This window comes from Gemmatimonadaceae bacterium, from assembly GCA_037721215.1.
Lineage (GTDB): Bacteria > Gemmatimonadota > Gemmatimonadetes > Gemmatimonadales > Gemmatimonadaceae > UBA4720.
The window spans coordinates 60,785-86,591 of the sequence record JBBJNV010000015.1; the positions used below are offsets into that span (position 1 = coordinate 60,785).

21 protein-coding genes and 1 tRNA gene are annotated in these 25,807 nt (G+C 60.7%); 12 read left to right on the forward strand and 10 right to left on the reverse strand.

Annotated features, from left to right (window positions below):
* Positions 1-3 precede the first annotated feature (3 nt).
* The 9 genes from WKF55_09730 to WKF55_09770 form a co-directional block, all read right to left on the reverse strand.
* Entirely contained in the window at positions 4-1,146 is a 1,143-nt protein-coding gene (locus WKF55_09730; GenBank protein ID MEJ7759852.1) for an aminotransferase class I/II-fold pyridoxal phosphate-dependent enzyme, read from the reverse strand.
* 23 nt (positions 1,147-1,169) lie between these two features.
* Positions 1,170-1,508: a hypothetical protein gene (locus tag WKF55_09735; GenBank protein MEJ7759853.1), complete on the reverse strand. Its 339-nt coding sequence runs from the start codon at positions 1,506-1,508 to the stop codon at positions 1,170-1,172.
* A complete protein-coding gene (locus WKF55_09740; GenBank protein MEJ7759854.1) occupies positions 1,505-2,137 on the reverse strand; it encodes a hypothetical protein in 633 nt (210 codons plus the stop codon). Before WKF55_09740 ends, WKF55_09735 begins: the two co-directional genes overlap by 4 nt.
* Positions 2,134-3,018, reverse strand: a complete 885-nt coding sequence (locus WKF55_09745; GenBank protein MEJ7759855.1) for an ATP-binding protein — start codon at positions 3,016-3,018, stop codon at positions 2,134-2,136. Before WKF55_09745 ends, WKF55_09740 begins: the two co-directional genes overlap by 4 nt.
* The gene (locus WKF55_09750) at positions 3,015-3,989 is read right to left on the reverse strand and encodes a carbohydrate kinase family protein (GenBank protein ID MEJ7759856.1); all 975 of its coding nucleotides are present in this window, start codon (positions 3,987-3,989) and stop codon (positions 3,015-3,017) included. Before WKF55_09750 ends, WKF55_09745 begins: the two co-directional genes overlap by 4 nt.
* On the reverse strand, positions 3,989-4,984 hold the full coding sequence (locus WKF55_09755; protein ID MEJ7759857.1) for an ROK family protein: 996 nt from the start codon (positions 4,982-4,984) through the stop codon (positions 3,989-3,991). Before WKF55_09755 ends, WKF55_09750 begins: the two co-directional genes overlap by 1 nt.
* Positions 4,981-6,054, reverse strand: a complete 1,074-nt coding sequence (locus WKF55_09760; GenBank protein ID MEJ7759858.1) for a glycosyltransferase family 9 protein — start codon at positions 6,052-6,054, stop codon at positions 4,981-4,983. Before WKF55_09760 ends, WKF55_09755 begins: the two co-directional genes overlap by 4 nt.
* Positions 6,055-6,057: 3 nt before the next feature.
* Positions 6,058-7,854 carry a translation elongation factor 4 gene (gene lepA / locus WKF55_09765; protein MEJ7759859.1) on the reverse strand — a complete coding sequence of 599 codons (1,797 nt, stop codon included), beginning with the start codon at positions 7,852-7,854 and terminating at the stop codon, positions 6,058-6,060.
* Between the two features lie 95 nt (positions 7,855-7,949).
* Complete coding sequence (locus WKF55_09770) at positions 7,950-9,257, reverse strand: hypothetical protein (protein ID MEJ7759860.1); 1,308 nt, start codon at positions 9,255-9,257, stop codon at positions 7,950-7,952.
* 64 nt (positions 9,258-9,321) lie between these two features.
* On the opposite strand from WKF55_09770, the gene mfd reads away from it, so the two are divergent.
* The 4 genes from mfd (at position 9,322) to WKF55_09790 (ending at position 16,489) form a co-directional block, all read left to right on the forward strand.
* Positions 9,322-12,654: a transcription-repair coupling factor gene (gene mfd / locus WKF55_09775; GenBank protein ID MEJ7759861.1), complete on the forward strand. Its 3,333-nt coding sequence runs from the start codon at positions 9,322-9,324 to the stop codon at positions 12,652-12,654.
* A 36-nt stretch (positions 12,655-12,690) separates the two neighbouring features.
* Positions 12,691-14,133: a peptidylprolyl isomerase gene (locus WKF55_09780; protein ID MEJ7759862.1), complete on the forward strand. Its 1,443-nt coding sequence runs from the start codon at positions 12,691-12,693 to the stop codon at positions 14,131-14,133.
* A gap of 37 nt (positions 14,134-14,170) precedes the next feature.
* Positions 14,171-15,508: a peptidylprolyl isomerase gene (locus WKF55_09785; GenBank protein ID MEJ7759863.1), complete on the forward strand. Its 1,338-nt coding sequence runs from the start codon at positions 14,171-14,173 to the stop codon at positions 15,506-15,508.
* 63 nt (positions 15,509-15,571) lie between these two features.
* Positions 15,572-16,489 (forward strand): 4-hydroxythreonine-4-phosphate dehydrogenase PdxA, encoded by a 918-nt coding sequence (locus tag WKF55_09790; protein MEJ7759864.1) that lies wholly within the window; start codon positions 15,572-15,574, stop codon positions 16,487-16,489.
* Here WKF55_09790 and WKF55_09795 read toward each other — a convergent pair.
* Complete coding sequence (locus WKF55_09795; protein ID MEJ7759865.1) at positions 16,371-17,780, reverse strand: hemolysin family protein; 1,410 nt, start codon at positions 17,778-17,780, stop codon at positions 16,371-16,373. The genes WKF55_09790 and WKF55_09795 overlap by 119 nt on opposite strands.
* A 330-nt stretch (positions 17,781-18,110) precedes the next feature.
* On the opposite strand from WKF55_09795, the gene WKF55_09800 reads away from it, so the two are divergent.
* The 8 genes from WKF55_09800 to WKF55_09835 all read left to right on the forward strand — a co-directional run bounded on the left by WKF55_09800 (position 18,111) and on the right by WKF55_09835 (position 25,750).
* Positions 18,111-18,455 carry a hypothetical protein gene (locus WKF55_09800; GenBank protein ID MEJ7759866.1) on the forward strand — a complete coding sequence of 115 codons (345 nt, stop codon included), beginning with the start codon at positions 18,111-18,113 and terminating at the stop codon, positions 18,453-18,455.
* A 34-nt stretch (positions 18,456-18,489) separates the two neighbouring features.
* Positions 18,490-18,813 (forward strand): hypothetical protein, encoded by a 324-nt coding sequence (locus tag WKF55_09805; GenBank protein MEJ7759867.1) that lies wholly within the window; start codon positions 18,490-18,492, stop codon positions 18,811-18,813.
* 111 nt (positions 18,814-18,924) lie between these two features.
* Positions 18,925-20,772: a translational GTPase TypA gene (typA, locus tag WKF55_09810; GenBank protein MEJ7759868.1), complete on the forward strand. Its 1,848-nt coding sequence runs from the start codon at positions 18,925-18,927 to the stop codon at positions 20,770-20,772.
* Positions 20,773-20,790: 18 nt separating this feature from the next.
* The gene (locus WKF55_09815) at positions 20,791-21,156 is read left to right on the forward strand and encodes a hypothetical protein (GenBank protein MEJ7759869.1); all 366 of its coding nucleotides are present in this window, start codon (positions 20,791-20,793) and stop codon (positions 21,154-21,156) included.
* 66 nt (positions 21,157-21,222) lie between these two features.
* Positions 21,223-21,789, forward strand: coding sequence for a hypothetical protein (locus tag WKF55_09820; protein ID MEJ7759870.1), 567 nt, complete (start codon positions 21,223-21,225; stop codon positions 21,787-21,789).
* A 150-nt stretch (positions 21,790-21,939) separates the two neighbouring features.
* Positions 21,940-22,013 (forward strand) — tRNA-Ile (locus WKF55_09825).
* Between the two features lie 183 nt (positions 22,014-22,196).
* Positions 22,197-22,892, forward strand: coding sequence for a FadR/GntR family transcriptional regulator (locus WKF55_09830; GenBank protein MEJ7759871.1), 696 nt, complete (start codon positions 22,197-22,199; stop codon positions 22,890-22,892).
* A 62-nt stretch (positions 22,893-22,954) separates the two neighbouring features.
* Positions 22,955-25,750, forward strand: a complete 2,796-nt coding sequence (locus WKF55_09835; GenBank protein MEJ7759872.1) for a hypothetical protein — start codon at positions 22,955-22,957, stop codon at positions 25,748-25,750.
* Positions 25,751-25,807 lie beyond the last annotated feature (57 nt).

The following is a 25,807-nucleotide window of genomic DNA, read 5'->3' on the forward strand; positions in this document are numbered from 1 at the left end:
CTGCTACCTCTTAAGCGCCTGTTCGATATCGGCGATGATGTCATCCGCATTCTCGATGCCGATGCTGAGCCTCAGAAATCCATCCGGGATGCCGATGGCGGCGCGTTCCTCGCTCGTCATGTGGGCATGCGAGCTGTAACGCGGCTCACTCACAAGCGTGTCCACGCCGCCGAGGCTCGCGGCGTAGGTGATCATTTTTACGCTGCGAACGAAGCTGTCGGCCGCAGCGGCACCGCCGCTCAGCTCGATTGCCAACAGACCCCCGAATCCGTCCAGCATTTTTTTCGCGACACCGTGGTCCGGATGGGCGGGCAGTCCCGCGTAATGCACCTTGCTGATCTCCGGTCGCGCGGACGACCACTGCGCGACGCGCATTGCATTCTCGTTCGAGCGCCTGACGCGGACATCCAGCGTCTTGAGGCCGCGCTCGAGCAGCCAGCAGGCGAATGGGTCAGGCGCCTGGCCCCATACGATCATCTTGCGCCGGACTTCGTCTATATAGGACGCGGTGCCGGCGACGACGCCACACAGAATGTCGTGATGCCCATTGAGATATTTGGTAGCAGAATGAATGACGACCTCGGCGCCGTGCTCCATTGGCCGGGCGTTGATCGGGCTCGCGAGGGTGGAATCCACAACAAGTGCGACACCCTTGAGCTTTGCAAGGATTGCTGGCTGTGTAAGATCCAGCACACGACCTGTCGGGTTTACCGGAGATTCCACGAAAATCGCCCGCGTGTTCTGCCGGATGGTGTTTCGCCAGACCCGGCGCTCGTCGGGGTCCGCGAAGCTGACCTCGATGCCCATGGACGCAAACTCTTCCGTAAACAGCCGCCTGGTACCGCCGTAAATCCACGCGCTCGAGAGCAGGTGATCACCAGGCCGCAGGAGTGCCAGCATCGCGCAGGCGGTTGCTCCCATACCGCTCGACAAAACCAGCGCCGCTTCTGCCCCTTCCAGCATTGCGATCCGCTTCTGAACGACTGTTTCGTTGGGCGTATTACCGTATCGCGTGTAAAGCAGCCCGTCAGCAGTACCAAAAGGCTGGGCGTAGTTGACCGACTGGATGAGTGGCTGTGCAACAGGATCACCCGCAGCCCGGTGTTCCGATCCACCATGCACCGCAATCGTGGAGCGTCCTCGCACGGGAGGCTTGGCCCTGGGCGCCATCACCCTACCTGGCGATTGTTCGGGGTATCGAGATCGGGTTTGATCACGGTCACGGACTCCGATACTGCGACCCCGGCGATGTCGCGCAAAATGGCGCTGCCCTCTGCAATCGTGTCATCAATAATCAGGATCGCAAGGTCCTGTCGTCGCGGGCCGACCACCCACACCAGCTCGCCGTTGTCGATGAGACGAACTCTCGCCTCCGAAGCTCGCAGGCGAATCATCGGACCACGCTCGGCATCGCCCCGACAGGTGGATATGTATTCGACGACGTTCAGGCTGGGCCGATAGTTCCTGCCCATGCTGATCCGCACATCCGGAAGCCGAAGGTGCTTCACGAAACTTCCATCCCCCGACCGGGGGTGCCGGCAGCCGTCGCATTGAACATGGCTGCCGGAGGAACACGACCGGCGTATCCGCTTCGGATTGCGATGTACCCGCTCTCCTGCCGGATCACCAGGCGGCGCTGCCAGAGCGTCTCCAGCATCCGGGCGGCAAGCTCGTGCGGCATGCCGGTGGCATCCGCGACGTCGGATGCGTGAGCGATGCCGAGTCTTCCGATCGTGTCCCACGCTCGCCGCTGGTCACCGTCGACGTTACCGACGAGCTGCACCACGCCGCCTTCCAGCTGCGTCACCAGCGCCAGGTCGTGACGTTCGAGAACTGCCTCGATTGCATCCATGTGCGACTCGCTCATCCCGTAAAACACGAAATACACTTCGCGGCGCGGAAGGTCCAGGCTTACATACTGAAGCAGCAGTTTCGCTACGATCTCATCTGCGCATGAGAAATCGAGAAGGCCCACGTGAGAAAAATCGAGGACAGCCAGCGCCTTGTCGCCGATTTCGTCCAGATGGTGTTCGATACCGATTCTGACGGCAGCCCCGGTGGGCCGTGTAACGAGGTTCGAATAGAGATCGCAGACGCTTCGCCTGAGAACTGTGCTGACATCGATGTGGCTGATCAAGGCAGTCCTATCCTTTCAGGAATCGTAATCTGAACCTGGGCGCCGGGGAAAAATGGCAATCCTTCGCCAAGAGGCACACCCTGGCCCCACTCTGGCACAATCGCGATGCGTGCCGTGCCGCTTCGCACGCTCATCATCCCGTCCCATTTGCCGGTGAACTTGCGAACGCCTGCCAGGCCCTGTCCCCGCCCTGGATCCCGAAACCGGGTGGCTCCCTTGATCACCGTCTCCTCGAGGGCCTTGCCGTCGTCCCATACGTCGCTGGCACGCGCACCCTGAGACTGTTCCAGCGATTTCCGAAATCCCATGCCTGCGTCGCAGACGGCGATCACTACGACCCATCTGCCCAGCCGTTGCTGAAACTTGTAGGCGTGTACGGAAACCCACCCTCCGTAACCGGCATGCTCGATGACGTTCTGGCAGATTTCCGACAGCACCATCGTAAACCGCATGGTGACACTCGCCTCAAGGTTCAATTTTTCCTGGAGGATTGCCTGGGCACGATGCTGAATGTTGTCGACTACGGTGTGAACGTCCTCGGTGCCGTTGATCGGCGTAACCTCGAGCAGCACACTGTTTTCAGATTTGCTTCGCCGCGGCACCCTTCCGGAAATTTCGTAGAGGGAATCTGCATAGGTGAAAAAGCTTGCTTTCGACCAGTAGGATGCCGTGTCCTCGGCTTCCGGAACCGTCAACCCCGGCCGTTCGAGACGCGTCTGGGCCAGCGAGAGCAGTGCAGTGAAGCCGAAAGGCGACGCCCAGCGTGTACGCCTTGCGTCGAGGAGGATTTTTTCTTCAGGAGGCAGCAGTGCTACCTGAGCGAAGATCTGTTCAAATGACTGGTCGTCGAGTGACGGGGGAACGTTGATAATGGTCGTCACCTGATGCTCAGTTCTCCCCGGAGGTGTTGCGCGAGACCCGTGGCCCCGCGATGATCGACGTTACGCGCCGCGGCTGCCGACGCAGCGCCCATTGCGGCTTCGAGACTGTCGCCAGCCAGCATGCGCGAGAAATATGTCGCGCCCCACACGTCGCCGCACCCCGTTGGATCGCCGCCACCGAGATCGCGAGTGGGTGCCGCCGGGTGTAATGCAGTTCGAACTGCGCCCGACGATGTACCGAGTGAATCTCGATTCAGGTCTGCCAGAGTGTCGAAGCCGGGAGCGGCGAAATAGGCGACTCCCCTCGCACCCATCGTGACATTGAGCACGCTCACGCCAGCCCCCATTGCGATTGCCGCAAGCGCGAGCGGATCGGTGGCCATCATCTGCATCTCATCCTCGTTCACCTGAATGATGTCGAAGCATCGGCACCACGCTGCGGGATTCGGCAACGGTTGCAGCGTCCGTGCGCCGTCGGGCTGTACAGCCAGCAGAAGCGAATGCAGGTCGCAGTATATCGGACCATAAAAGTGGGCTCTGATCAACTGGGCGGTTTCCAGGTCGAGCTCAAAACCACTGATAAGGTTGATGTAGAGAGCGTCGACTCCAGCGAGCAGCGGCTTGAGTCCGAGCCAGTTCCATCCTGGAACCCCGCCCGTCAGATGCTCGCAACGCCGCTCGGCGCTCTGATAGTGCAGGGTAACCCGGTTATTCGGATGCGGCACTTCGATGGGACCCGCGTCAGCGGCAACCCGGCGCAGCCCGGTAGTGAAGTTGCGGGCCTGTGGGGCGAGGTCGTATCCGACTTTGACCATCGGGACCATTTGCCAGTCGTCACCCAGCGAAGCGTCGAAGGCACCAAGTGCATAGGTGATTCCCCCCCATTCCTCGACCGGATGCTGCATGGGATCGCGACCGTGAATGATGTCCCAGACAAAGCTGCCGATTACGCCTACACGCCGGCCCGCCATCAAAGATCGCCGAGGGTCTGGGCCTTGAATGTTGCGATTGCCCCCACGACACCTGCAGAGCCCGGCAGCGCTCCCGGCACGATGCGGCAGGCGTCGACCGCCGGCTTGAACGCGCGCCGCCTGACTTCGGCGCGGAGCGGGTCAAACAGCAGATCACCCGCCTGGGTAACACCACCCGCAACGACGAAAATGTCGGGATTGAAAATGTTGATGAGGTTGGAAATTCCAACCCCGAGGAAATGGGCCGTATCGCGCACCACCTCCTGCGCTACGGCATCGCCGCGCTTCGAGGCGTCGAACACGGTCTGGGCGGTGATGCGAGAAAGGTCTCCGTCAACCATCGAGGGGAGCACAGAGTTCTCATCTCCTTCGAGAACTTCGCGCGCACGTTCAGCGATAGCGGGCCCTGACGTGTATGCCTCCAGGCAGCCGTAGTTGCCGCACTTGCAGCGCCTCCCTGTCGAGTCGATCGTCGTATGACCAATTTCGCCGGCTGCGTCGGATGCGCCGTGATACAACCGGCCGTCCAGTATGAGCCCGCCTCCGATGCCGGTACCAATGGTGAGACCGACGACGTTGCGGCCACCTTTCGCGGCGCCGCACCACCATTCGCCGAGGGTTGCGCAATTGGCATCATTATCGAGTGTCGCGGGGAGCCCGACCCGGTTCGACACCTCATCGCGAAGCGGGAAGTCCCGCCAGCCCAGGTTGGGCGTGACAATCACCACTCCACGGGCGCGGTCGAGCGGTCCGGGCGAACCAATGCCCACGCCGAGAAAATCTCCGCGTTCGGCTCCGGTTTCCGCCCGCGTCCGGGTTATCACTTCTTCTACCAGCCCGGCGATACGATCCATCACGTCGCTGGCGCCGTTCTGAGAAAGAGTCGGTATCGTCTTCATCGCCAGCTCGCGAGTACCGTCGGTCGGCATTGCGCCGGCAACGATGTTGGTACCTCCGAGATCGACACCGATGATGAATTTTTCTCTGATCGTCACCGTCCGTTCGCTTGCGAGAGGGTTTGAGCGAGAAGCGCGAACACGCTGCCAGAGGAAAGTTCGCGCATGCATCGCCAATGTCCAAGCGGACACCGATGGGGGCCGTGGCTGTCGCAAGGCCTGCAGGCAAGGCCTTCGTGTCCGGCAGTCGACGATGCCGGACCGAGTGGGCCAAATCCGAATTCCGGCACGGTTGGGCCGAATACGGTTACAGTGGGCGTGCCCATGGCCGATGCAATGTGTTGCGGTGCCGAATCATTGGTGACGAGCGCGGCAGCGCGGCGGATCAGCTCGGCCGATGCAAGAAGACCAGTCCTGCCAGCGGCGTTGATGCCGGTACCTTTCGGGAGGCCGGCAATTATCGTCTCGCCAAGCGCCGCGTCTTCCGAGCCGCCGAGCACCACGATGTCATGGGTTTCGGCGAGCAAAGCTGCGAGATCCTGAAAATAGGGCCAGCGTTTTGTGCCCCACGCACTTCCTGGCGCGAGCGCGACGAAAGGACGCGGCGTGGCGTTGCTTAAAGTGCGAAGCAGGTCTTCAGCCGATTCGATGTCAGCCGCCGATGGGTATAGCCTCGGCATTACCTGCCACGGCTGCGGCTCATCCGCGCATTCACTCATCGACAGCCACCAGAGCCGCTCGGCATGATGACGATCCGCCCTGTAGGCGACACGCGAAGTGTAGAAAGCGCTGCCGGAAGATGTATGGAACCCAATACGATTTGAGATGCCGGCAGCGCGCACGAGTGCCGCGCTGCGGATCGAGCCTTGCGCCAGGTACGCGGCTTCGAACGTGCTCCCGGCCTCAGGAATTCCGGGTGATCGCGGCAATGTATCGAGACCGGCAGCCCGGATGCGATTGACGGTCCGTCTGAAACCGCCTACACCCCGGTCCGCGCCGCGCTTGTCGTACACGACCACGTTCCGTATGCCTGGGTTGTTGGCAAGCACAGCTGCGCTTTCCGGTGTCGTGACGACATCTACCGGGCCTCGCCGCGCCAGCTCAGCGATCAGCGGCGTAGTAAGAATGACATCGCCAAGGAAGCTCGTCTGCACAACGAGCGACGACATCGGTCAGTCTACCTGCAGAACTGCGAGGAACGCCTCCTGCGGGATTTCGACAGCACCAACCTGCTTCATCCGTTTTTTGCCTTCCTTTTGTTTCTCGAGAAGCTTGCGTTTGCGGCTGATGTCGCCCCCGTAACATTTCGCGAGAACATCCTTCCGGAGTGGCTTGACTGTCTGGCGCGCGATGATCTTCTGCCCGATCGCCGCCTGAATGGCGACCTCGAAGAGCTGTCTCGGAATCAGCTCGCGCAGCTTGTCGGCGATTTTCCGCCCCCATTCGTATGCCTTGTCCCGGTGAATGATCACCGAGAACGCATCGACCGGATCGCCGTTGATGAGCATGTCCAGCTTCACCAGATCGCTGCGGCGATATTCCAGCATCTCGTAGTCGAGAGATGCGTATCCACGGCTGATCGTTTTCAGACGGTCGAAAAAATCGAGGATGATTTCACCGAGGGGGAACTCGAAGTCGAATTCCACGCGTGCCTGGTCGAGATACGTCATGTTCCGGTAAACGCCGCGCCGCTCGGTACCCAGCGTCATGATTGGCCCGATGTATTCTGCGGGAGCCATGATCCGCGCCTTGACGTAAGGCTCTTCGACGTAGTCGATCACCGCTGCGAGCGGCATGAGTGAAGGATTCTCGATCAGCTGCATGGTTGCATCCGTCCGATAAACCTTGTATTCGACGCTCGGCACTGTAGTGACCAGCTCGAGCTCATATTCACGGGAGAGTCGCTCCTGCACGATCTCCATATGCAGCAGCCCTAGAAATCCGCAGCGAAAGCCGAAGCCAAGAGCGGTGGAAGTTTCGGGCTCATACTGCAGGGAGGCATCGTTGAGCTGCAGCTTCTCCAGTGCGTCGCGAAGCGTCTCGTACTGGGTGGTATCGGTTGGATACATTCCCGCGAATACGAAAGACCGGACTTCCTGATATCCGGGCAAGGCGGTTGAAGCTTTGTTCAGGGCGTCGAAGATCGTGTCGCCGGCACGGGTCTCCTTTACCGAGCGCACATTCGCGACGACGTAGCCGACTTCACCAGGTCCGAGCTGATCCGCCTTTACCTGGCGAAGCTGGTTATAGCCGACTTCGGCCACTTCGTAGACGGAGTCGCTTGCACCGAACGTGATTTTGGTGCCGGGGCGAAGGATTCCGTCGACGACACGAACGCTGGGCACAGCGCCCCGATACCGGTCGTAATAGGAGTCGTAGATAAGTGCCCGAAGCGGACCATCAGGATCGCCCTGGGGAGGCGGTACCTTCCTGATGATCTGTTCGAGGAGCTCGGGTATACCGAGCCCTTCCTTGGCGCTCACGAGCAGGATGTCGTCAGAATCCACCCCCAGCAGATCATGTACTTCCTGCTTGCGGCGTTCCGGCTCAGCGCCGGGAAGGTCGATTTTATTGAGGACAGGTACGATCTCCAGTCCGGCATCGAGGGCTAGAAACAGATTGGAAAGCGTTTGCGCCTGGATCCCCTGTGATGCATCGACGACGAGAACGGCACCTTCGCAGGCAGCGAGTGAGCGCGAAACTTCGTATGTGAAGTCGACGTGTCCCGGCGTATCGATGAGGTTCAGCTCATACAGATCACCGTTCCCCGCCTCGTAACTCATGCGGACAGCGTTCAGCTTGATGGTGATTCCGCGCTCCCGTTCCAGGTCGAGGGTGTCGAGAACCTGGGCTTTCATCTCGCGTTTCTGCAGCATGCCGGTTGCTTCGATCAGACGGTCCGCGAGCGTGGACTTGCCATGATCGATGTGGGCGACAATGCAGAAGTTGCGGATGTGATCGAGCTTCAAGACGCGGACCGGAATGATTGTCCCGTCGATTCGGGAACAGCCTCCAAATCTAACGGCAAGGCTGTTCTCGCATCCTACGCCTTTCTACAGGACCCTTACTGTCGTTCCCCGGGCGGATCAATACGTTGTGGCGCAGCGCGCGCCGGCGGCGGCCGGCTCTCCGCGCGTGGCTCGCTCTGCGTCTCAACTCGCGGCTCGCTTCGTGTCTCCACTCGCGGCTCGCTTCGTGTCTCCACTCGCTCAACCCGCGGCTCCGCGCGTGTCCGCATTGGCGGCTCATACCGCGGCTCAGCGCGTGTCTGTACCGGCGGCTCGTACCTGGGTTGCGCGCGGGGCTCTATCCGCGGCTCGCGATCAATCAGCCGCGGACTCTCCACACGCGTCGGAGGCTGACCCCGGTCCCGCGGAATGTCACGGATCGATGGGCGTTCGCGGCGCATTTCCTGCTCGCGTCTCGCGGCGGATCGCATCACAGCGTCGTCACTGCGTCCGTTGTCGCCAAATCGCCCCTCTGCTGGAGACGGCAGTGGTGCATCAGGCCGACGCGGATCGGGAGCGATCGGATCTGGCGTGAGAGGCCGCGGCCTCAGACCCACTCGGGGCGTTGGATTCGCCGGTCGCACCGGACTCTGAGGCCGGCTACCGACCACGGGCCCATAACCACGTCCGAAGTGACCGCCGTAATAGGCGCTTCGGCCATAATAACCGTCACGAAAGCCGTTATAGCCATCGCAGTAGTAGTAGTCGTAACGCAGCGCGAATGAAGACAGGCAGCTCTGGTAGTAATCGTCATGCGTGTAGAAGCGATAATTGCTCGCGTACCTTGTCCGGCCCCGAGAATTTCCGCTTACTTCATATGACATGTAATCGATCGAAAACTGCGACCGTGTCGATAACGTGCGGGAAATGAACTGGTCGACGATTCTGAAGGGATCCCCGTACCGTGAACCTGCCAGGCGCGCGACGCTCCATTGCGAGCCGCTGGTGTAGCTGCGAAAGTCGAAGCGCGCGTAGGAAGCAATAGCAAAGACAAATCCCGTACCGCTGGACTCATACAGTCTGAAAGCTCGATCTTCGACATAGGGAACACGTTCGTTGGCCAGGCTTCCCGTCCGGAGCGCGCGCTGCTCCAGTGGAAGCCGCGGGTAAAGCACTCTGATCTCCCCGTCGGTGGTCACCCTGACGACAGTGACATACGCACCGGGCTCCGATGCGAAGAACGGGCGGATCGGATCGCCGAAATCAAAATCCAGCCGGTCGAGCCACAGGTCCACGGCCGGCGCCTCGGCCGCGCGCTGGCGACTGTCGTATGGGCGCGCGCGACCAACGCTCTGCGCAACGGCTATCTCCGCAAATGCCGCGACCAGCGCGACCGAACCAGCTACTACTCTGGTGACCTGCATCGCTGCTCCGTTGTCGCAGTAAACACGCTACCCCGCAACCCGCAACTACTATACCTTGCTCGCAGTGTCGCTGCCAGCACTTCTGGAGGCCATTGAGGGAATCCCCGAATTCGGGCGCCTCATCTCGGTCCTCCCACCCCTGACCACTCGCGTACACGCCTCCGGCCTTCCTGGTTCCAGCGATGCCGTTGCCGTGGCCGCGCTCGCGCGCGCCACTCCGGGAAGGTTCTTCGTCGTGATCGCCGAAAGTGTCGCCGGCTCGGAACGCTGGCTGGCGGATCTCGAATCGCTCGGCGATGCACGGCAGGTCGCTTTTTATCCACCACGCGAGGGGTTCGGCGAAGCGGAGCCGCATGCAGAGGTAGCCGGAGAGCGGGTGGAAACGCTAGAGCGGATCGGGCGCGGGGAAATCCGGGTTCTGCTCACCACAGCGCGGGCGCTGCTCGAGCGCACTCAGCTTCCGCGCGCGCTTGCTTTCACGCGTCTGGAGCTGCGCAAGGGCGACACGCGCAGGCCGGAAGATCTTGCATTGCACCTCGAGTCCATTGGATTCGAGCGTGTATCGATGGTTGAAGATGTCGCTCAATTCAGCATGCGCGGCGGCATCTTCGACATCTACAGCTTTGGAATGGCCGACCCGGTCCGTCTTGAGTTCTGGGGCGACGAGATATCGGAGCTGCGGCATTTCGAGCTCGTCAGCCAGAGGTCGACCCGCGACGCCGAGCTGGCGCTGGTGCTGCCGGTTGATGGTCAACTTACCGGCGTTGCTCACGAAACCGAACGTGTTTCAGTTGTCGCGCTTCTGCCGCCAGACACGATAATCGTGGTTCCGGAAGACAGCCGGATTGGCCCCGAGCTGCGTCGAACGTGGGACGAGGCTCAGCATCATATCGACCTTGCCCGCCGAAGAGGAGAAGACACACCGGGACGGAGTGAACTCTACACCTCTCCGGAGCAGGCTATCGCCGCAATTTCCGGCTTCGGAGTAATCGAGATTTTTGCGGGGGATGCGGTTTCCCTGCACGAGGAGCTTGCACTTCCCGGTGGCGCGGCGCCCGCAGCGGTGCGTTTCCCCCTTGTTCCGCCCGAGCCGATTCAGCGTGACATGAGGCGGCTCCGGGAAGTGGTCGATGATGGCGTGCCCACGATCGTCCTGTGCGACAATGCCGGGCAGGCGGAGCGTCTGGAAGAACTGCTTGCAGAGGGCGGGCGCGTCACGCGGGCGGCGCTCGCGATTGGCGTGCTGAACGGCGGATTCATTATTCCGCCGTGGGGGATGCAGTCAGCCGGTCTGCGCGTTCTCACCGACCATGAGATCTTCAGGCGGGAGCGCCGCATCCGCCGCGCCCGCCGCTACACCACCGGCACATCCATCGAGACCCTCACCGCTCTCACGCCGGGTGACTACGTCGTGCATCTCGAGCACGGGGTGGGGATATACCGCGGGATCGAAAAGGTGTTTTTTCGGGAAGCGACCGTCGAAGTCGCGGTAATCGAGTACGAAGGAGGCTCACGGCTCAATGTGCCGCTGTATCGGATCGACCAGATTGAACGGTACCGGTCGGCATCGGACATAACCGCCGAGTCGGCCCCACCGAGGTTACACACGCTCGGTGGCAAGCGGTGGGGTCAGCAGCGCGATCGCACCCGCGCTGCAATTCAGGAGATGACGGTTGAGCTGCTCGATCTCTACGCACGCCGAAGGGTAGCGACCCGGCCTCCGCATGTCCCCGATACTCCATGGCAACGCCAGCTCGAATCGTCGTTTCTGTTCGAAGACACGCCTGACCAGCGAACGGCAACGACTGATGTAAAAGGTGACATGGAAAAATCCCGGCCGATGGACCGGCTGCTGGTTGGCGATGTCGGCTATGGCAAGACGGAGATTGCAGTCAGAGCTGCGTTCAAGGCGGTGCAGTCCGGGCGGCAGGTTGCGGTGCTCGTCCCGACGACGATCCTCGCCGACCAGCATGCTCGCACATTCGGCGACCGGCTTGCGGACTTCCCGGTGACGATCCGCACCCTGAGCCGCTTCCAGACTCTAAAGGAACAAGCTGAAATCATCGTCGATCTTGCGGCGGGTAAAATAGACGTCGTGATCGGAACTCACCGCCTGCTGAGCAAGGATGTCGTATTCAGGAATCTCGGCGTCATAGTCGTTGACGAAGAGCACCGCTTTGGAGTGAAGCACAAGGAGCGATTGAAGCAGCTCAAGCTCGACACCGATGTATTGACGCTGACCGCGACGCCGATTCCGCGCACGCTGCATCTGTCGCTTGCTGGCCTGAGGGACATGACACTGATGCAGACACCGCCACGTGACAGATCGCCCGTGCTCACTTTTGTCGAGCCTTGGGACCCGGGCCTTATCGAAGAAGGCATTACGCGGGAACTCGACCGCGGCGGACAGGTCTTTTTCGTACACAACCGGGTTGAGACTATCAACGCGATCGCCGATTCCATCCGCCGTCTCGTTCCGCGTGCCCGTGTTGGTGTCGGGCACGGCCAAATGGGAGAGCGGGATCTCGAACAGGTCATGCGGGACTTCGTCGATGGCGAGACCGATGTGCTGGTCTCGACAATGATCGTGGAATCGGGCCTCGACGTTCCAAACGCAAACACGATGTTCGTGAATTACGCACACCACTTCGGGCTGGCGCAGCTGTACCAGCTTCGCGGGCGCGTGGGACGGTCGCACCGGCGCGCCAACTGCTACCTGCTGGTTCCGGATACTGATATCGACGAGGATGCGAATCGCCGCCTGAGGATTCTCGAGCACCACACCGAGCTTGGCGCGGGATATCGCATTGCCCTCAAGGACCTCGAGCTCCGCGGCGCGGGCAATCTCCTCGGCTCGGAGCAGTCAGGCTTCGTGCACGCGGTCGGCTTCGACATGTACATGCGGATGCTCGATGAGACCGTCACCCGGGTCATGAGAGGTGATGCCGCGCCCAGGCTTCAGCCCGCCGACGTATCTGTCGATCTGCCGTCATACATCCCGGATGATTACGTCGCCAGCCAGGACGCAAAGCTCGATATCTACCGGCGCCTTACACACATGATCGATCCGGCGGACGTCGAGGCACTTCGGTCGGAAGTCCGGGACAGATTCGGGCCGGTGCCCGCCCCGGCCATGACTTTTTTCGCGGTCGCCCTCCTCAGGATTCTCGGCGGCGCTTCGCAAATAGAATCGATGCTGCTGCGCGGAAACGAGGCACGTATTACTTTTCGCGAGCACGCCGTTCCCCGCATGAAGGGGATCTCGGCGGCATTTCACGAGGTACAGTTCCAAGCGGAGGTGCGGCGCGCGCATCCGCTTTCGCTCAAACTGACCCGGCTTGGCGGCGCGGAGCTGCTCGATGGCCTGGTTCGCGCCCTCGCTACGCTGCGAGCCTGATACCGGCTTCAGGCACACACCGACTTACTTGAAACCATGAAAAAATCTCTCCTTGCCGTACTCGCGGCATCAATTGCGCTCACCGGCTGCGATTCCCTGAAAGACGCGATGTCAGCGCATGTGGATGTTGTTGCCAAGGCGGCCGATCAGGAATTGACGGTCACCCGGATGTCCACCCTCCTCGGCAATTCCAAGGCGCCACTGCGCAAGGATGTGGCTAATGCCGTTGTCGACGCGTGGGTCAATTATCATCTCGTGGCCGAAGCTGCCGTCAAGAACGATTCGCTGAGCGACGTCGCCGGTATCGACAAGGCCATGTGGGCGGTTCTAGCCAACGTAAAGGCGAAGAAGTGGTATGATCAGGTCTCGAAGACATGGAAGGCGCCAGACCCATCCACTGCCGATTTGCGATATAACAATGGAGAGGTACTCGCAGCGAGTCACATTCTCCTGCTCACGCAGGATACTGCTCCCGCGGCGAAGGCCGCAGTAAAAAAGAAAGCCGACGCACTCCGGACTCGTGTCACTACCGCCAATTTTGCGGAGCTCGCGCGGACCAACAGTCAGGACCCGGGTTCGGCTCCGGCAGGCGGCTCGCTTGGAGTATTTGCCTCCAAGGCAATGGTTCCGCAGTTCGAGCAGGCCTTGAAAGCCCTCAAGCCGGGTGACATCTCGCCTGTAATCGAGACTCAGTATGGGTATCACATTATCCGCCGGCCGTTGCTTGACGAGGTTCGCACCCAGGTAATTCAGGCCAGCCAAGCGGGCGGGATGCAGGCCGCCGAAAGCACATATCTGGCGACGCTCGAGTCGTCGTCGAGGCTCGAGGTCAAGCCGGGAATCGCCGCCACGGTTCGCGCGGTGGTCGAAAGTCCCAACGCGCATTTGAAGGACAAGACCGTTCTCGCGACATCGACCCTTGGAAAGTTCACCTCGGCCGACCTCTCGCGATGGATGGAAACATTCCCTCCTCAGGCGGGCATCGCGGAACGGCTGAAGTCGGCACCGGATTCGATGATCCCTCTCTTCGTAAAGAACTTCGTGCGGAATGAGCTGGTTCTTCACGCCGCGGACAGCGCCAAGCTCGGCCCCGATGCGAAACAGCTTGCCGAAATTCGCAAACTGTTCACGACCGGGCTGACAGGAGCCTGGACGGCGTTGAACCTCGACCCCAAAGCGCTTTCCACAGCTGCGAAATCCACCGGCGAGCGTGAGAAGCTGGCGGCGCAAAGGGTAGAAGAATACGTCACGAAGCTGCTTGCACAGCAGGCTCAGTACGTGGACGTAACCCAGCCGGTTCAGAATGTTCTGCGAACCAAGTACGACTACACCATCAATGCAGAGGCGGTCGACCGCGTTCTGCTCGAGGCGGCAAAGGTCCGTCTGGCAAGCGACTCGACGACGACCGCGAAGCAACCGTCAAGCGTAGTCCCGGTGCCGAATCAGTCGGCGCCAGGCCAGGATACCACGAAGCGCTGAAACGAACCGCGACCGCCGGTCAGGGGTAGGATCAGTAATGCGCAAAGCAATCTTCTATGTACTGATGGGAGCGTCGCCGGTGGCGATGCTGGCACAGGCGCCGGTGCCGCCCGCCGTGCCGCTCCGTGCCGCCTCGGCTCCGGCGACAATCCCGGTGGACAGGGTTGTCGCCGTCGTCGGCGATCAGGTGATACTCCAGAGCGACCTGCTCAACTCGATCAATCAGCAGCGGGCAAGCGGCCTCAAGATGCCTGCTGATTCTGCCGGACAGGCAGAGATTGCGCGTGAGGCACTCAACGCACTCGTCGACGAGGAAATCCTCGTCCAGAGGGCGCGCGAGCTGAAGATAGAGATCACGCCCGAGGAAGTGAACCGGTCGGTGGATGAACAAGCCAAACGGGTCCGCCAGCAGTTTCAGACCGACGATGAGTACAAGAACGAGCTGGTGAGTGCTGGTTTCGGAACGCCGGATGAATATCGCAGAACGCTTTATGAACAGTTCTATCGCCGCGCGCTTCAGCAACGCGCGTTCGAAGAGTTGCGGAAGACGGCGGTAGGGCGCAACGTGGGCGAGGCTGAAGTCACGGAAGCATTCGAGAAGAACCGCGAAGCCTTGAGCCGACAGCCGGCAACCGTCACTTTTCGACAGGTTGTCGTCGCACCAAAAGCTTCGGCCGCCGCAAAACTCCGTGCGCGAGCCAAGGCGGATTCGCTGCTCGCGGAGATCCGCCGCGGCGGGGACTTCGAGCAGATAGCGCGGCGCGAATCGATGGACCCATCGTCAAAGCCGACGGGCGGCGACCTCGGCTGGAACCGCCGTGGAGCGATGGTTCCCGAATTCGAGCGTGCGATGTTCTCGCTTGCTCCTGGCCAGATCGGACCAGTCGTCGAGACAGCATTCGGATTTCACATCATCCGGGTGGACCGGGTTCAGGCAGCAGAGGTCAAGTCCCACCACATTCTGATCAGTCCAGTCGTGGATTCGGCTGACATCGCGGCGGCACGGCGTGAAGCCGACACGGTGGCGATGCAATTCCGGCATGGCGCGGCATTCGATTCGGTTGTCGCCAGACATCACGATCCCGCCGAAGAAAAGGGGATTCTCCAGCCGTTCGTGCGTGACTCGCTGCCGGCTTCCTACACGGCCGCTTTGGCCGGGAAGAAAGCAGGCGAAGTTACCCAGCCGTTCGAGCTGGCGAATCAGCGTGGCGTCGCCAAATTCGCCGTGGTGCAACTGGTGACGGTGAACGAGGCCGGTCAGTTTGTCGAGAACGAGGTGCGCGATCGAATTCGACAGCAGTTAATCGCCGAGCGTGCAACGCGGAGCCTGCTGGACGAACTGCGGAAGCAGACATACGTGGCACTACGGCTATAAACGTTGCAGGCTCGCCTTGCTGTCACTACGGGTGACCCGCGTGGCATAGGGGCGGAGGTAATCATGAAAGCGCTCGCGGACCCCAGGGTCGACGGGCGTTCTGGTTTGGTCATAGTCGGTGCCGGCGGTTGCGGACTGACAGTCGATGAATGCGTTGGCGAATGGCATCCCGGCGGAGGCGCCGAACTTGCCGGCGAGCTGAGCGGGCTGGCCATCACGCGCGCCGTCGACATGGCGATGCACGGCGAAGTGCAGGGCATTGTGACTGCGCCAATCGACAAGTCGGCGCTTCTTGCGGGCGGTTACGACTTTCCGGGTCATACCGAGATGCTGGCGTCTCTGACCGGCTCCCGCGTCGCGATGATGCTGGCCTCGACGCAGGATACCGCTTCGGGTAGTGTAAACCCGCTTCGCGTGGTGCTGGCAACCACTCATCTTCCGCTTCGTGAGGTCGCGGCCGCCTTGACGCGTGAGGCAATTATCAGTGCGGCCTCGATCACCCTGGAATATCTCAGCCTGTGGTTCGGCATCACTGAGCCGCGTGTGGCACTGTGCGCGCTCAATCCGCATGCCGGTGACGGCGGGCGGTTTGGCGACGAAGACGACAAGCTGCTCGCGCCTGCCGCGCGCGACGCGGGGATAGCAGGGCCATTTCCGGCCGATACTGTTTTCGTCCGCGCGATGAGAGGCGAGTTCGATGCGGTGATCGCTCCCTATCATGATGTCGGGATGACGGCGATCAAGGTTGCATCGTTTGGAAGCGCGGTGAACGTGACCCTGGGACTTCCGTTTCCACGCACGTCTCCAGACCACGGGACCGCGCTGGACATCGCGGGAGGTGGCGTCGCCAGCCCGTCCAGTTTTATTGAAGCGGTGCTTCTGTGCCGGCGGTTTGTGAAACGCGTTCGCCTGAACGGCGATCACCCGCGGAATGCAGGTCAACCGCCAGCGAGTCGACTCTCCGGCCCTCCATTGCCCTGACGGTAAAGATTGCCCCTCCGGCGATCACGCGGTCTCCGGCCAGTGGAAGCCTTCCAAGCATCGCAAACACAAAGCCGCCGATAGTAGTGGAATTTTCATCGCTGACGCTCAGCGAAAACCGATCGTTGAGCTCTCTGATGTTCGTGCCGCCCGTGACGAGAGTTTCGCCGGCGCGGGTGAGCACCGGCTCCTGACCATCCTCCGGCGTATCGTACTCATCGAGAATCTGGCCGACGATCTCCTCGAGCAGATCCTCCATCGTGATCACGCCTGCCGTTCCACCGTACTCGTCGAGCACGATCGCCATGTGCTCTTTGAGCCGTTTGAAGTCGGCAAGGACATCTTCCACCTCGCGCGATCCGGGAATCACGTGCACCGGGCGCATCAGAGAGGCCAGTGAGAAAGGAGGCAGCCCCTCCCCGTTGAGGCCAAGGGTGAGTCCGCCACCGCCGCCATCGGCGACGGGAATCAGTGCTTTCAACAGGTCTTTTGCGAGCACTATCCCCACTATATCATCTATCGACTCATCATAGACAGGGTATCTCGACACCCCGCTTTCCTCGACAATCTTGAGTACTTCAGACAGGCTTGCGTCGAGAGGGAACGAGATGATCTCGGTGCGAGGTGTCATTACCTCGCGGGCGTTTTTTTCGGAGAACTCGAATACTGCATCGATCAGATCGGCGTCACCCTGATGCAGAGTACCCCCCTCTCCCGCCTGCTCGACGAGGAGCCTGATTTCCTCCGGTGAATGAACGCTGTCTTCACTCGAGGGATTGGGCTGGCCAAGCAGCCGAAGCAGAGCGGCCGCCGATTTGCCCAACACCCAGATGAAGGGCGTCATCAACCATGCGAAAAGAAGGAGCGGGCCAGCAGCGAAGCGGGCGATCTGCTCCGGCTTGTTCAGGGCGGCTGCCTTGGGGGTCAGCTCTCCAAGGACAACGTGGAGGTAGGTCAGAACGGTATATGCGAAGACTCCGGCAACGGTGATGCGAAGCGGAAGGCCGATGGCGAGCGGAATTCTGGCGAAAAGGTCTTCGAAGATGTGTGCAAGGGTGCTCTCCGCGATCCATCCAAGGCCGAGGCTCGCCAGAGTAATGCCCAGCTGACTTGCGGAAAGAACTCGCGACATATTGGAGGTCGCTCTCAACGCAATGCGCGCGAGTTTGTCTCCATTTCGAACCATCGCTTCCAGTCGCGACTTTCGCGACCTCACCAGTGCGAACTCGGCGCCAACAAAAAAGCCGTTGAGGAGCACGAGCCCGAGAATGGCCAATAGGCGTAGTGTCACTCCGAAAAATATCACAATGGAGGCCTGGCAGCGCATTCGTCGTGAACGTGTGATCGTCTATGTATGGCAGACTGCAGCATGGGGAAGAAATGAGCGCGTGATGCAGGCCTCCTTCATTTGTCAATAGAGACATGCCCAGAATTGATCCGCTCCTGACCGCACCGATGAGCAATCGTGCGGACGCCGTGAGCCTGAGCGATGGTGACATCGCGCACCTCACCAAAGGTGGCGCACGGCACCCGCTGACTCGCCAGCCGCTGGGCGAGGGACAACTGCTATTGCTTCTGCGGGAAATGTGTCCGGCTGATGTCGCGGCCCGGCTGGAGGCCGATGAAGCTCTGGATTTCGTATACGCCAATGCCGACGGGCGATTTCTGGCGAGTGTACCGCAACCAGACAGAGTTCCGCGAGACGAATGACACCGACTTCGCCCACGCAATCGATGGCGTTGCGCGTTTTCGCGGCAACGCGTTTCGCGATCACCACGGCGCCGGTGCAGTGTTCCGGGTAGTGCCGGCCACCGTCGTCACAGCAGAGCAGCTTGGCATTTCGCCTGAGGTGCAGAATCTCTGTTATCTCACCAAAGGATTGGTGCTGGTAACCGGGCCGACCGGCTGCGGTAAATCGACTACGCTTGGGGGCCCTTATCGACCTCATCAACAGGACCCGGAATGATCACGTAATCACTATCGAAGATCCGATTGAATTCGTGCGCCAGAGCAAGCGATGCCTCATCACTCAGCGGACGCTATGCAGGAAAGTCTGGGGCGGCCGTGTCGCGGCAATGGAGATTCTGTTGTCGCTGCCGTCGGTGTCGAACCTCATTCGGGAAGGAAAAGCATTCCAGATTCCATCCGTGATGCAGACATCGCGGAAGCTGGGGATGATCCTTCTTTCGGATGTGCTCATCGATCTCGTCGATCGCGGGATCGTCGAGCCCAGGGAGGCGTACATCAAGGCCACCGACAAGGGGACATTGCTCAATCTCCTCAAGAGCCGGGGGCACGAGCTGTCGTCGCTCGGAGCGGCGTAGCGACAGGCCGCGCACACAATCGTGTAAGGTCTGACAGAGGGCGCACCGCACTGTCCCGAACAGGGCGTCGGGGCTGCAATCGCGGCAGTGGTTCGGATAACTTTCAATGCTATGCCGAACCCGCAGGATATCCGCAATATCGCCATCATCGCGCATGTCGATCATGGCAAGACGACACTGGTCGACAAGATGCTCCGGCAGGCCGGGGCCTTTCGCGAAAATCAGGTGGTGATGGATCGGGTCATGGATTCGAACCCGCTGGAGCGCGAGCGCGGCATCACGATTCTGGCCAAGAACACGTCAGTGCGCTGGCATGGCACCAAGATCAACATCATCGATACGCCCGGCCACTCCGATTTCGGCGGTGAAGTCGAGCGTACCCTGCGAATGGTCAACGGGGTGCTGCTGGTTGTGGACGCCTTCGACGGCCCGATGCCGCAGACGCGATTCGTGTTACGCAAAGCGCTCGCGCTTGGCCGCACTCCCATCGTCGTCATCAACAAGATCGACAGGCCCGGTGCGGACCCAATGAGGGTGCACGACGAGGTGCTCGATCTTTTCATCGAGCTGGAAGCCGACGAGGGTCAGCTGGACGCCGCCGTTGTCTACGCATCCGCCCGGGAGGGGGTTGCGACGATGGACATGGAAACGACTCCCGTGGATCTGACGCCGTTGTTCGAGGCGATAATCCGATACGTTCCTGCTCCGCCTACGGACGCAAGCGGACCATTCCAGATGCTCGTATCGACCATCGATTACTCCCCGTACCTCGGCCGGCTCGGCATCGGCCGCATCGAGCGGGGACGCGTGAAGGTCGGAGAGCAGGTGGCGCTGCTGCCGCTCGACACGACGATGAAAACGGAGCAGGCGCGCGTTACGAAGCTGTTCGGATACGAGGGATTGGAGCGGATCGAGCTCGATGAGGCTCAGGCTGGTGAGATAGTGGCGCTCGCGGGCCTGGAGGGTGTCGAAATCGGGTTGACGGTCACGAACGTCGAACACCCCGAGCGGCTGGCCGGTATCTCAGTGGAAGAGCCGACCATCTCGGTCGATTTTCTCGTCAACAATTCTCCGTTCGCCGGCAGGGACGGGAAGTTCGTCACGTCCAGGCAACTGCGGGAACGTCTGTACAGGGAGCTGGAGCGGAATGTTGCCCTGCGGGTGAGCGATACTGATTCCACGGACACATGGACGGTGTCAGGACGAGGTGAGCTGCATCTTACAATTCTGATGGAGACCATGCGCCGGGAAGGTTTCGAGTTTCAGGTGTCACGTCCCCGGGTAATCACCCGCTCGGGCGAGGACGGCGAGCGTCTCGAGCCTTACGAGGAACTGGCTATCGATGTTCCCGAGGAGTTTCTGGGGGCGGTGATCGAGAAGCTCGGTCCTCGCCGCGCGGAGATGATCGAGATGAAGAATCCTGGCCAGGGAATGGTACGTCTTCTTTACAGAATTCCGGCTCGCGGACTCTTCGGCTACAGGTCAGAATTCATGACTGACACGCGCGGTACCGGAATCATGCATCACCGGTATCTGGAATACGGAGGGTGGGCAGGACCACTCGCCGGGCGAACGAGAGGGACGCTGGTTTCAATGGAACCGGGTGTGATTGTTGCGTTTGCACTGGCCAACCTTGCTGAGCGGGCGACACTGTTCGTGGCTCCCGGCGACAAGGTTTATGAGGGAATGCTGGTGGGAGAGAATTCGCGTCCCGGCGACATGGATGTCAACCCGACGAAAGAAAAAAAACTGACGAACATGAGGAGCAAATCGAGTGACGAGAACATCCAGCTCGAGCCGCCGCGGGAATTGACGCTGGAAGGGGCGTTGGAGTATATCGAGGAAGACGAGCTGATCGAAGTGACTCCGGAATCCATCCGGTTGCGAAAGCGTTTTCTTGCGGCAAACGACCGAAAGAAGTTGTCTCGCGAAGCGAAGCGCGAGCGCCAGCTTCTCTAACCCGGAGGCAGTGATTGTATGCTGGACGAATTCGAGTCACCGGCTGAACTCACGGAAACAGGTGACACGAGGCATCTGAAGGACGGCACTGTCGGCGGGGCAGCGGGCCCGACGCAGAGCGATGATCCCGAAGACGAAATCGTGGAAGACGACAACCTCGATGACGATGACGATGACGATCTCGACGAGCTTGGCTTCGATGATGAAGACGACGATGACGCCGATGATGAAGATGACGACGATGACGATGATGAGGATGATCTCGACGACGACGATCTGGATGATGATCTCGACGACGATCTCGTTGATCTGGACGATGAGTACGACACCGAGGATGAAGACAGGAAGAAAGGTCCCGGCCATATGAGGCGGTACCAGGACTGAAGAGCATGCCCCGGCAGGAGGCTGTGAAGCTTCTTTTTCGTGGCCGAAGGCGTCAACTTGGGAAGCATGAAACTCTATTTAATCGCTTCGGTGGCAGCAGCAGCACTTGTATTCACCGATCGCGCGGCAGCTCAGGGTCAGGATCATTTTGCTTTCGGCGTGTCGGGCGGCGTGGCCGTTGCGACGGACCACCTGAGAGATCTTCACACAAATGGCCCGACCGGGATGCTGAGCCTGGCCATCGGCGCGGTCGATACGCCTGTGGGCATTCGGTTCGACTTCATGTACAGCGCGTTCGGGGAAAGAGCGGGGAGCGGTGCCTTTCCGCGTCAGGGCAAAGCCAGAATAATTGGGCTTACAGGCAACCTCGTCCTTCCCGTTCTTGGGCAGAGCAACCGGCTGTACGCTATTGCCGGTGTCGGGGGGTACGGATACCGGCCCGACGCGACTGGCCCGGAGAATGGTACGAATTTTGGTTTGAATGCCGGTCTCGGAGTCTGGATTCCGAGAGTGAGTGGTTTTGTGGAAGGGCGTTTTCACAATGTCTACCGTGCGTTGCCCGATCGCGTTGATGCCACTCGGAACGCGCGGTCCGCCCGATATTATCCCATAACATTCGGGTTGCTTTTCTAGGGGTCGATTCGTGCTGCGTCGTCACCTCTGTAGCGCGATCTGGACGACGGCAACTCTGCGGGGTGGGCGAGCCTGCATGTTTTGATTGACTCGATTCTCGGCGCCCGATACGTTTACAAACCTTTCTCGCGCGAATCGGCGCACGAAAAAGGGCCTGTAGCTCAGTTGGTTAGAGCGCACGCCTGATAAGCGTGAGGTCAGAGGTTCAACTCCTCTCAGGCCCATTTCAAAAAGCAACGCCCTGACACACTTGCCTCTACGTGTCAGGGCTTTTCTGCATGCTGAAAGGAACTGCTTGACATCCTCCGGGCCCGAGCCTATTCTCGCGGTAAGTCATCCGATGACCTGATGACCAAAGGTGTACCGTCCCCTGACGCAAAAAGATGCAAACCCAGTTCCGCTCGGTAATGAGACAAAGCCTTTCGGATGAAGTCGCGGACCGGATCACCAGCATGATCGGCACTGGCGGCTTCGCGGCGACAGATCGTCTGCCCGCGATTACCGAGATGGCCCGTCAATTCGGTGTAGGTCCAGCCACGCTGCGCGAAGCGCTGAAGAAGCTCGAGACTGTCGGTGTGGTGGACATCCGCCATGGCTCAGGTGTTTACGTGGGGAAAGCGCCTGATTCATTCCTTATCACCAACCCGGTGTTCGGCGGGACAGCGTCGAAGAAAGGGCTTGTGGATCTGATCGATGCCAGAATGCCGGTGGAGTTGCGCACAGTCGCACTCGCCTCGACGAACGCGACCCAGGAACACCTCGACGAGATGAAGCACCTGCTTTCGCGCGCTGGCGAGAGCCTCGACGATGGAGAGTTGCTGAATCATGTAAACCTCGCCTTCCACCGTCAGATTGCCCTCGCGTCCGGCAATCCGGTGATGCACCAGATACTGGACGTACTTTCGACGCTGTTCCTGAAAGAGCAGCGGATGATCCTCGACATTTACAGCAATCGCGCCAGTGATCATGCCGAGCACGTCGCGATTTACGAGGCACTGCGGGAGCGTAATTCCGAGCTTGCGACGGAACGGATGCGAATGCATCTCGAGCGCGTTCGTGAAGTTCTGGTGGGTTGGGATTCGACGCTGGAGCTTTCGGCCTGATGTCGAGCCTCCGGACACTAAGCCGCCTGGCTGCGATCACAAGCGTGCTGGGGATATCGTCATTGACGCCATCCGTGTCCGCCGCGCAGGCCGCGCCCGCGCTGATCATTCGCAATAACCACGAGATTCGGTACGCCGGTGCGATCCACACGGCGGTCAACCTCCCGGATGGGGATTACCGAAACGCTTCCACTCACGCGGTGGTCAGCAATGGGATGCTGCGCACCTACGTCTCGCTCGGGCCGGCGAGCGAAGTGCGGTTGGCGCGGCAAGAAGCAACAACGGGGCGCCCGTTGAATAACAACGGATTCACAGTGCGACCGCATGCCAGCCGTCTTTCGCTGCAACTCGGCGCCGTACCAATCGGCGAGGTCGAGTTCGGCCTCGTCGTTATTCCACAGACCGCCGGGACGATCGACTCCGTCGCGAGCCGCTTCTCGCCGCTAACGATCTCGTGGGTACCCGCCCTCGACGGAACGCTCGAAGGAAGCGCTGTCACCAGCGGTTACACGGTCGGCCTGTCCGCCTTCGTTTCCAGCCAGGGATCAGTCGACTTCCGGGTGCGCGTGATTCGCTCCCTCGGCAACACCGAGCTGGCGTATGTCGCTCTTGTTCGCAGAGTCACGACCCCGGGGGCGCGCGACGCGCGGTCCCGCTTCAATGGACGCGAGCTCGACGGCGGCGACTCGCCGGAGACATGGGATCGAGACTTCTGGTATACGCACGGAGTGGATTGGACCACATGGCGCGCCGGGAATCTCACCCTGCTGTCGGTGAACGGGTTCACGCCAGTGCCGACAATTCAAGCGGCCAGTGGATGGGTAGAAGGCAGCCATTTCTATGTGTGGGAGCGAACGCGACAGCGCGGCGACACGATGTACCTGGTATCAGAGATAGCCGGCCCGAATGTCGAGCAGGCCAAGTCCCGGTACATGCCCGTCACACAGTACTCTGCGATCCGACAGGGAGACACGGTTTCTCTGAAGTCGCGACTCGCAGTCGCATCGAATCCGGATAGTGGGTGGGCCGAAAGTCAGCTACGCGGCTTTGCCGGTTATCGGACGGTCGAACGCCGGGGCAGCGACGTTCTGGTCAGTATCGGTGTGCCGAGCGTCAAGTTCGGTACGAGCTATTTCCCGTATTCGACGCTGGCAGAAAACTTCGATTATTACAGAACGCCGGGAATGACATCAGAGGGCTTCTGGCCGATGTCGCCGGTAATGTGGGCCCAGTGGCGCAAGTGGGTGCCGCGAATGCGCACCGATCTGCATATCGTACGGTCGATGGGTTTCGAGAGCGTGAGACTGCACCACCTCGAGCTGCTTCGCACGATGAAACATAACGAAGCTTTCGCGTTCCTCGATTTCTTCACGGGTGAGGCGCGCAGCCTCGGGCTGGAAGTCTTCATCGACACCGAAGGGCCGGCGGAGTGGGTGACGGCGCTGCTGACCCGTTATCGAAGCATTGTGACTCGCGTCGAGCTGGAAAATGAAGTGCTGATCGCCGGCATCAAGCCTGCCGACCCTTCACGCTGGACATCCCTCTACAAAGCAGCCAAAGCCGTAGCGCCCGATGCACAGGTCTTTCTCACCTCTGCGGGCAATCACGCGATGTTCGACCGTATCCGGTCGATGGGAGTGCCGTTCGACCGAGTTGGTCTTCACCTGTACAAACACGGACCTCGGTGGAAGGAGTCGTTCAGCTCGCACGTCCTGGGCAGTGCCGGGTACGCGAGCGACATTGGCAAGCCGATCACGATTGGAGAATTCAACTGGAAGGATCTGACGCGTATGTCGCCCGAGACGAGGCGCCGCGAGTTTGCCGCCATCTACGAGATGGTGCTCGCTCCGCGTCAGATTCCGGAGGTGCAGCAGTTCCAGTTCCACGAAACGCTCACATTCAATCCCGCTGTCGCCGGAAGTGCGAGCCGGCATTACGAGCCGCTGTCTCTGGACCGTCGTCCAAAGCCCGAGGCGTTCGAGTTGATGAGGCTCATTCGCAAGTACGGGCCGGAAGACGCACCAGTGCGCGAGCTGTCGATCGTCGCTGGTGAGGCTCGTATCGTCAGCGACCGCGGTTCCGCAGACTTCACCATCACCAACAAAACAAATCGAACAGTCACGATTGGTCTGACAGCAATCGGGTTCGACGGCATACGCTCGAAGCTCGCTACCCCGGCCAACGTCACGTTACGCGCGGGCGCCACCGCGCAGGCACGCGTCACGCTGGAGCTTACAGACGCCGGGCAAATCGGCACGTACCACCATTTCATCCGCGCGTCCTACGGAACACGGAACGCGCTCGGCTGGGGTGTCGCCGCGAAAAGTGGTGCCCCGGAGTTTTCGGCACCGCCACTGCCAGCCGGCAAGGTGCATTACCCGCAGGGTGCGGCGATCGTGTCGCAGATTGACTGGCGGCGTCCGCTCGGCGTTGCTTTCGGAGCGACCGCCAGCGTACTTGAGCTTGAAAGCGCATACCAGCTCGCGCACACACTCCAGTCCGCAACGGGGAAGAGAGTCAGGCTGTCGGCGATTGCCGACGTTCCCGATTCGATGCTGCGAGCGGGTACGTTGATTCTCGTTGGAACAGCGGCGTCGAACTCACATGTTGCTTCGAGCGGAACAATCGTGCATGCTCAGTCGAAGCCGGGCGTGGGGATAGTGTGGCTCAAGCACGAGACCGCGCACGACCTGTTGGTATTGACGGGTTCCGACGCGAAAGCAGTCCAGGCGGCGGTGGTAGACTTCCAGCTTCGTTACTGGCCGAATGCAAAAGACGCCGCAATTCGCATCACCGGAATGGAGCGCGGCGCAGCGCTCGGGAACCGCGCGGGCGGTGCGACGGTCGATCCACCATGAGAACGTCCCCTGAACATTGGACAGTTTGGTCACAGGGCCGGCAGCGAAGCCGCCGGT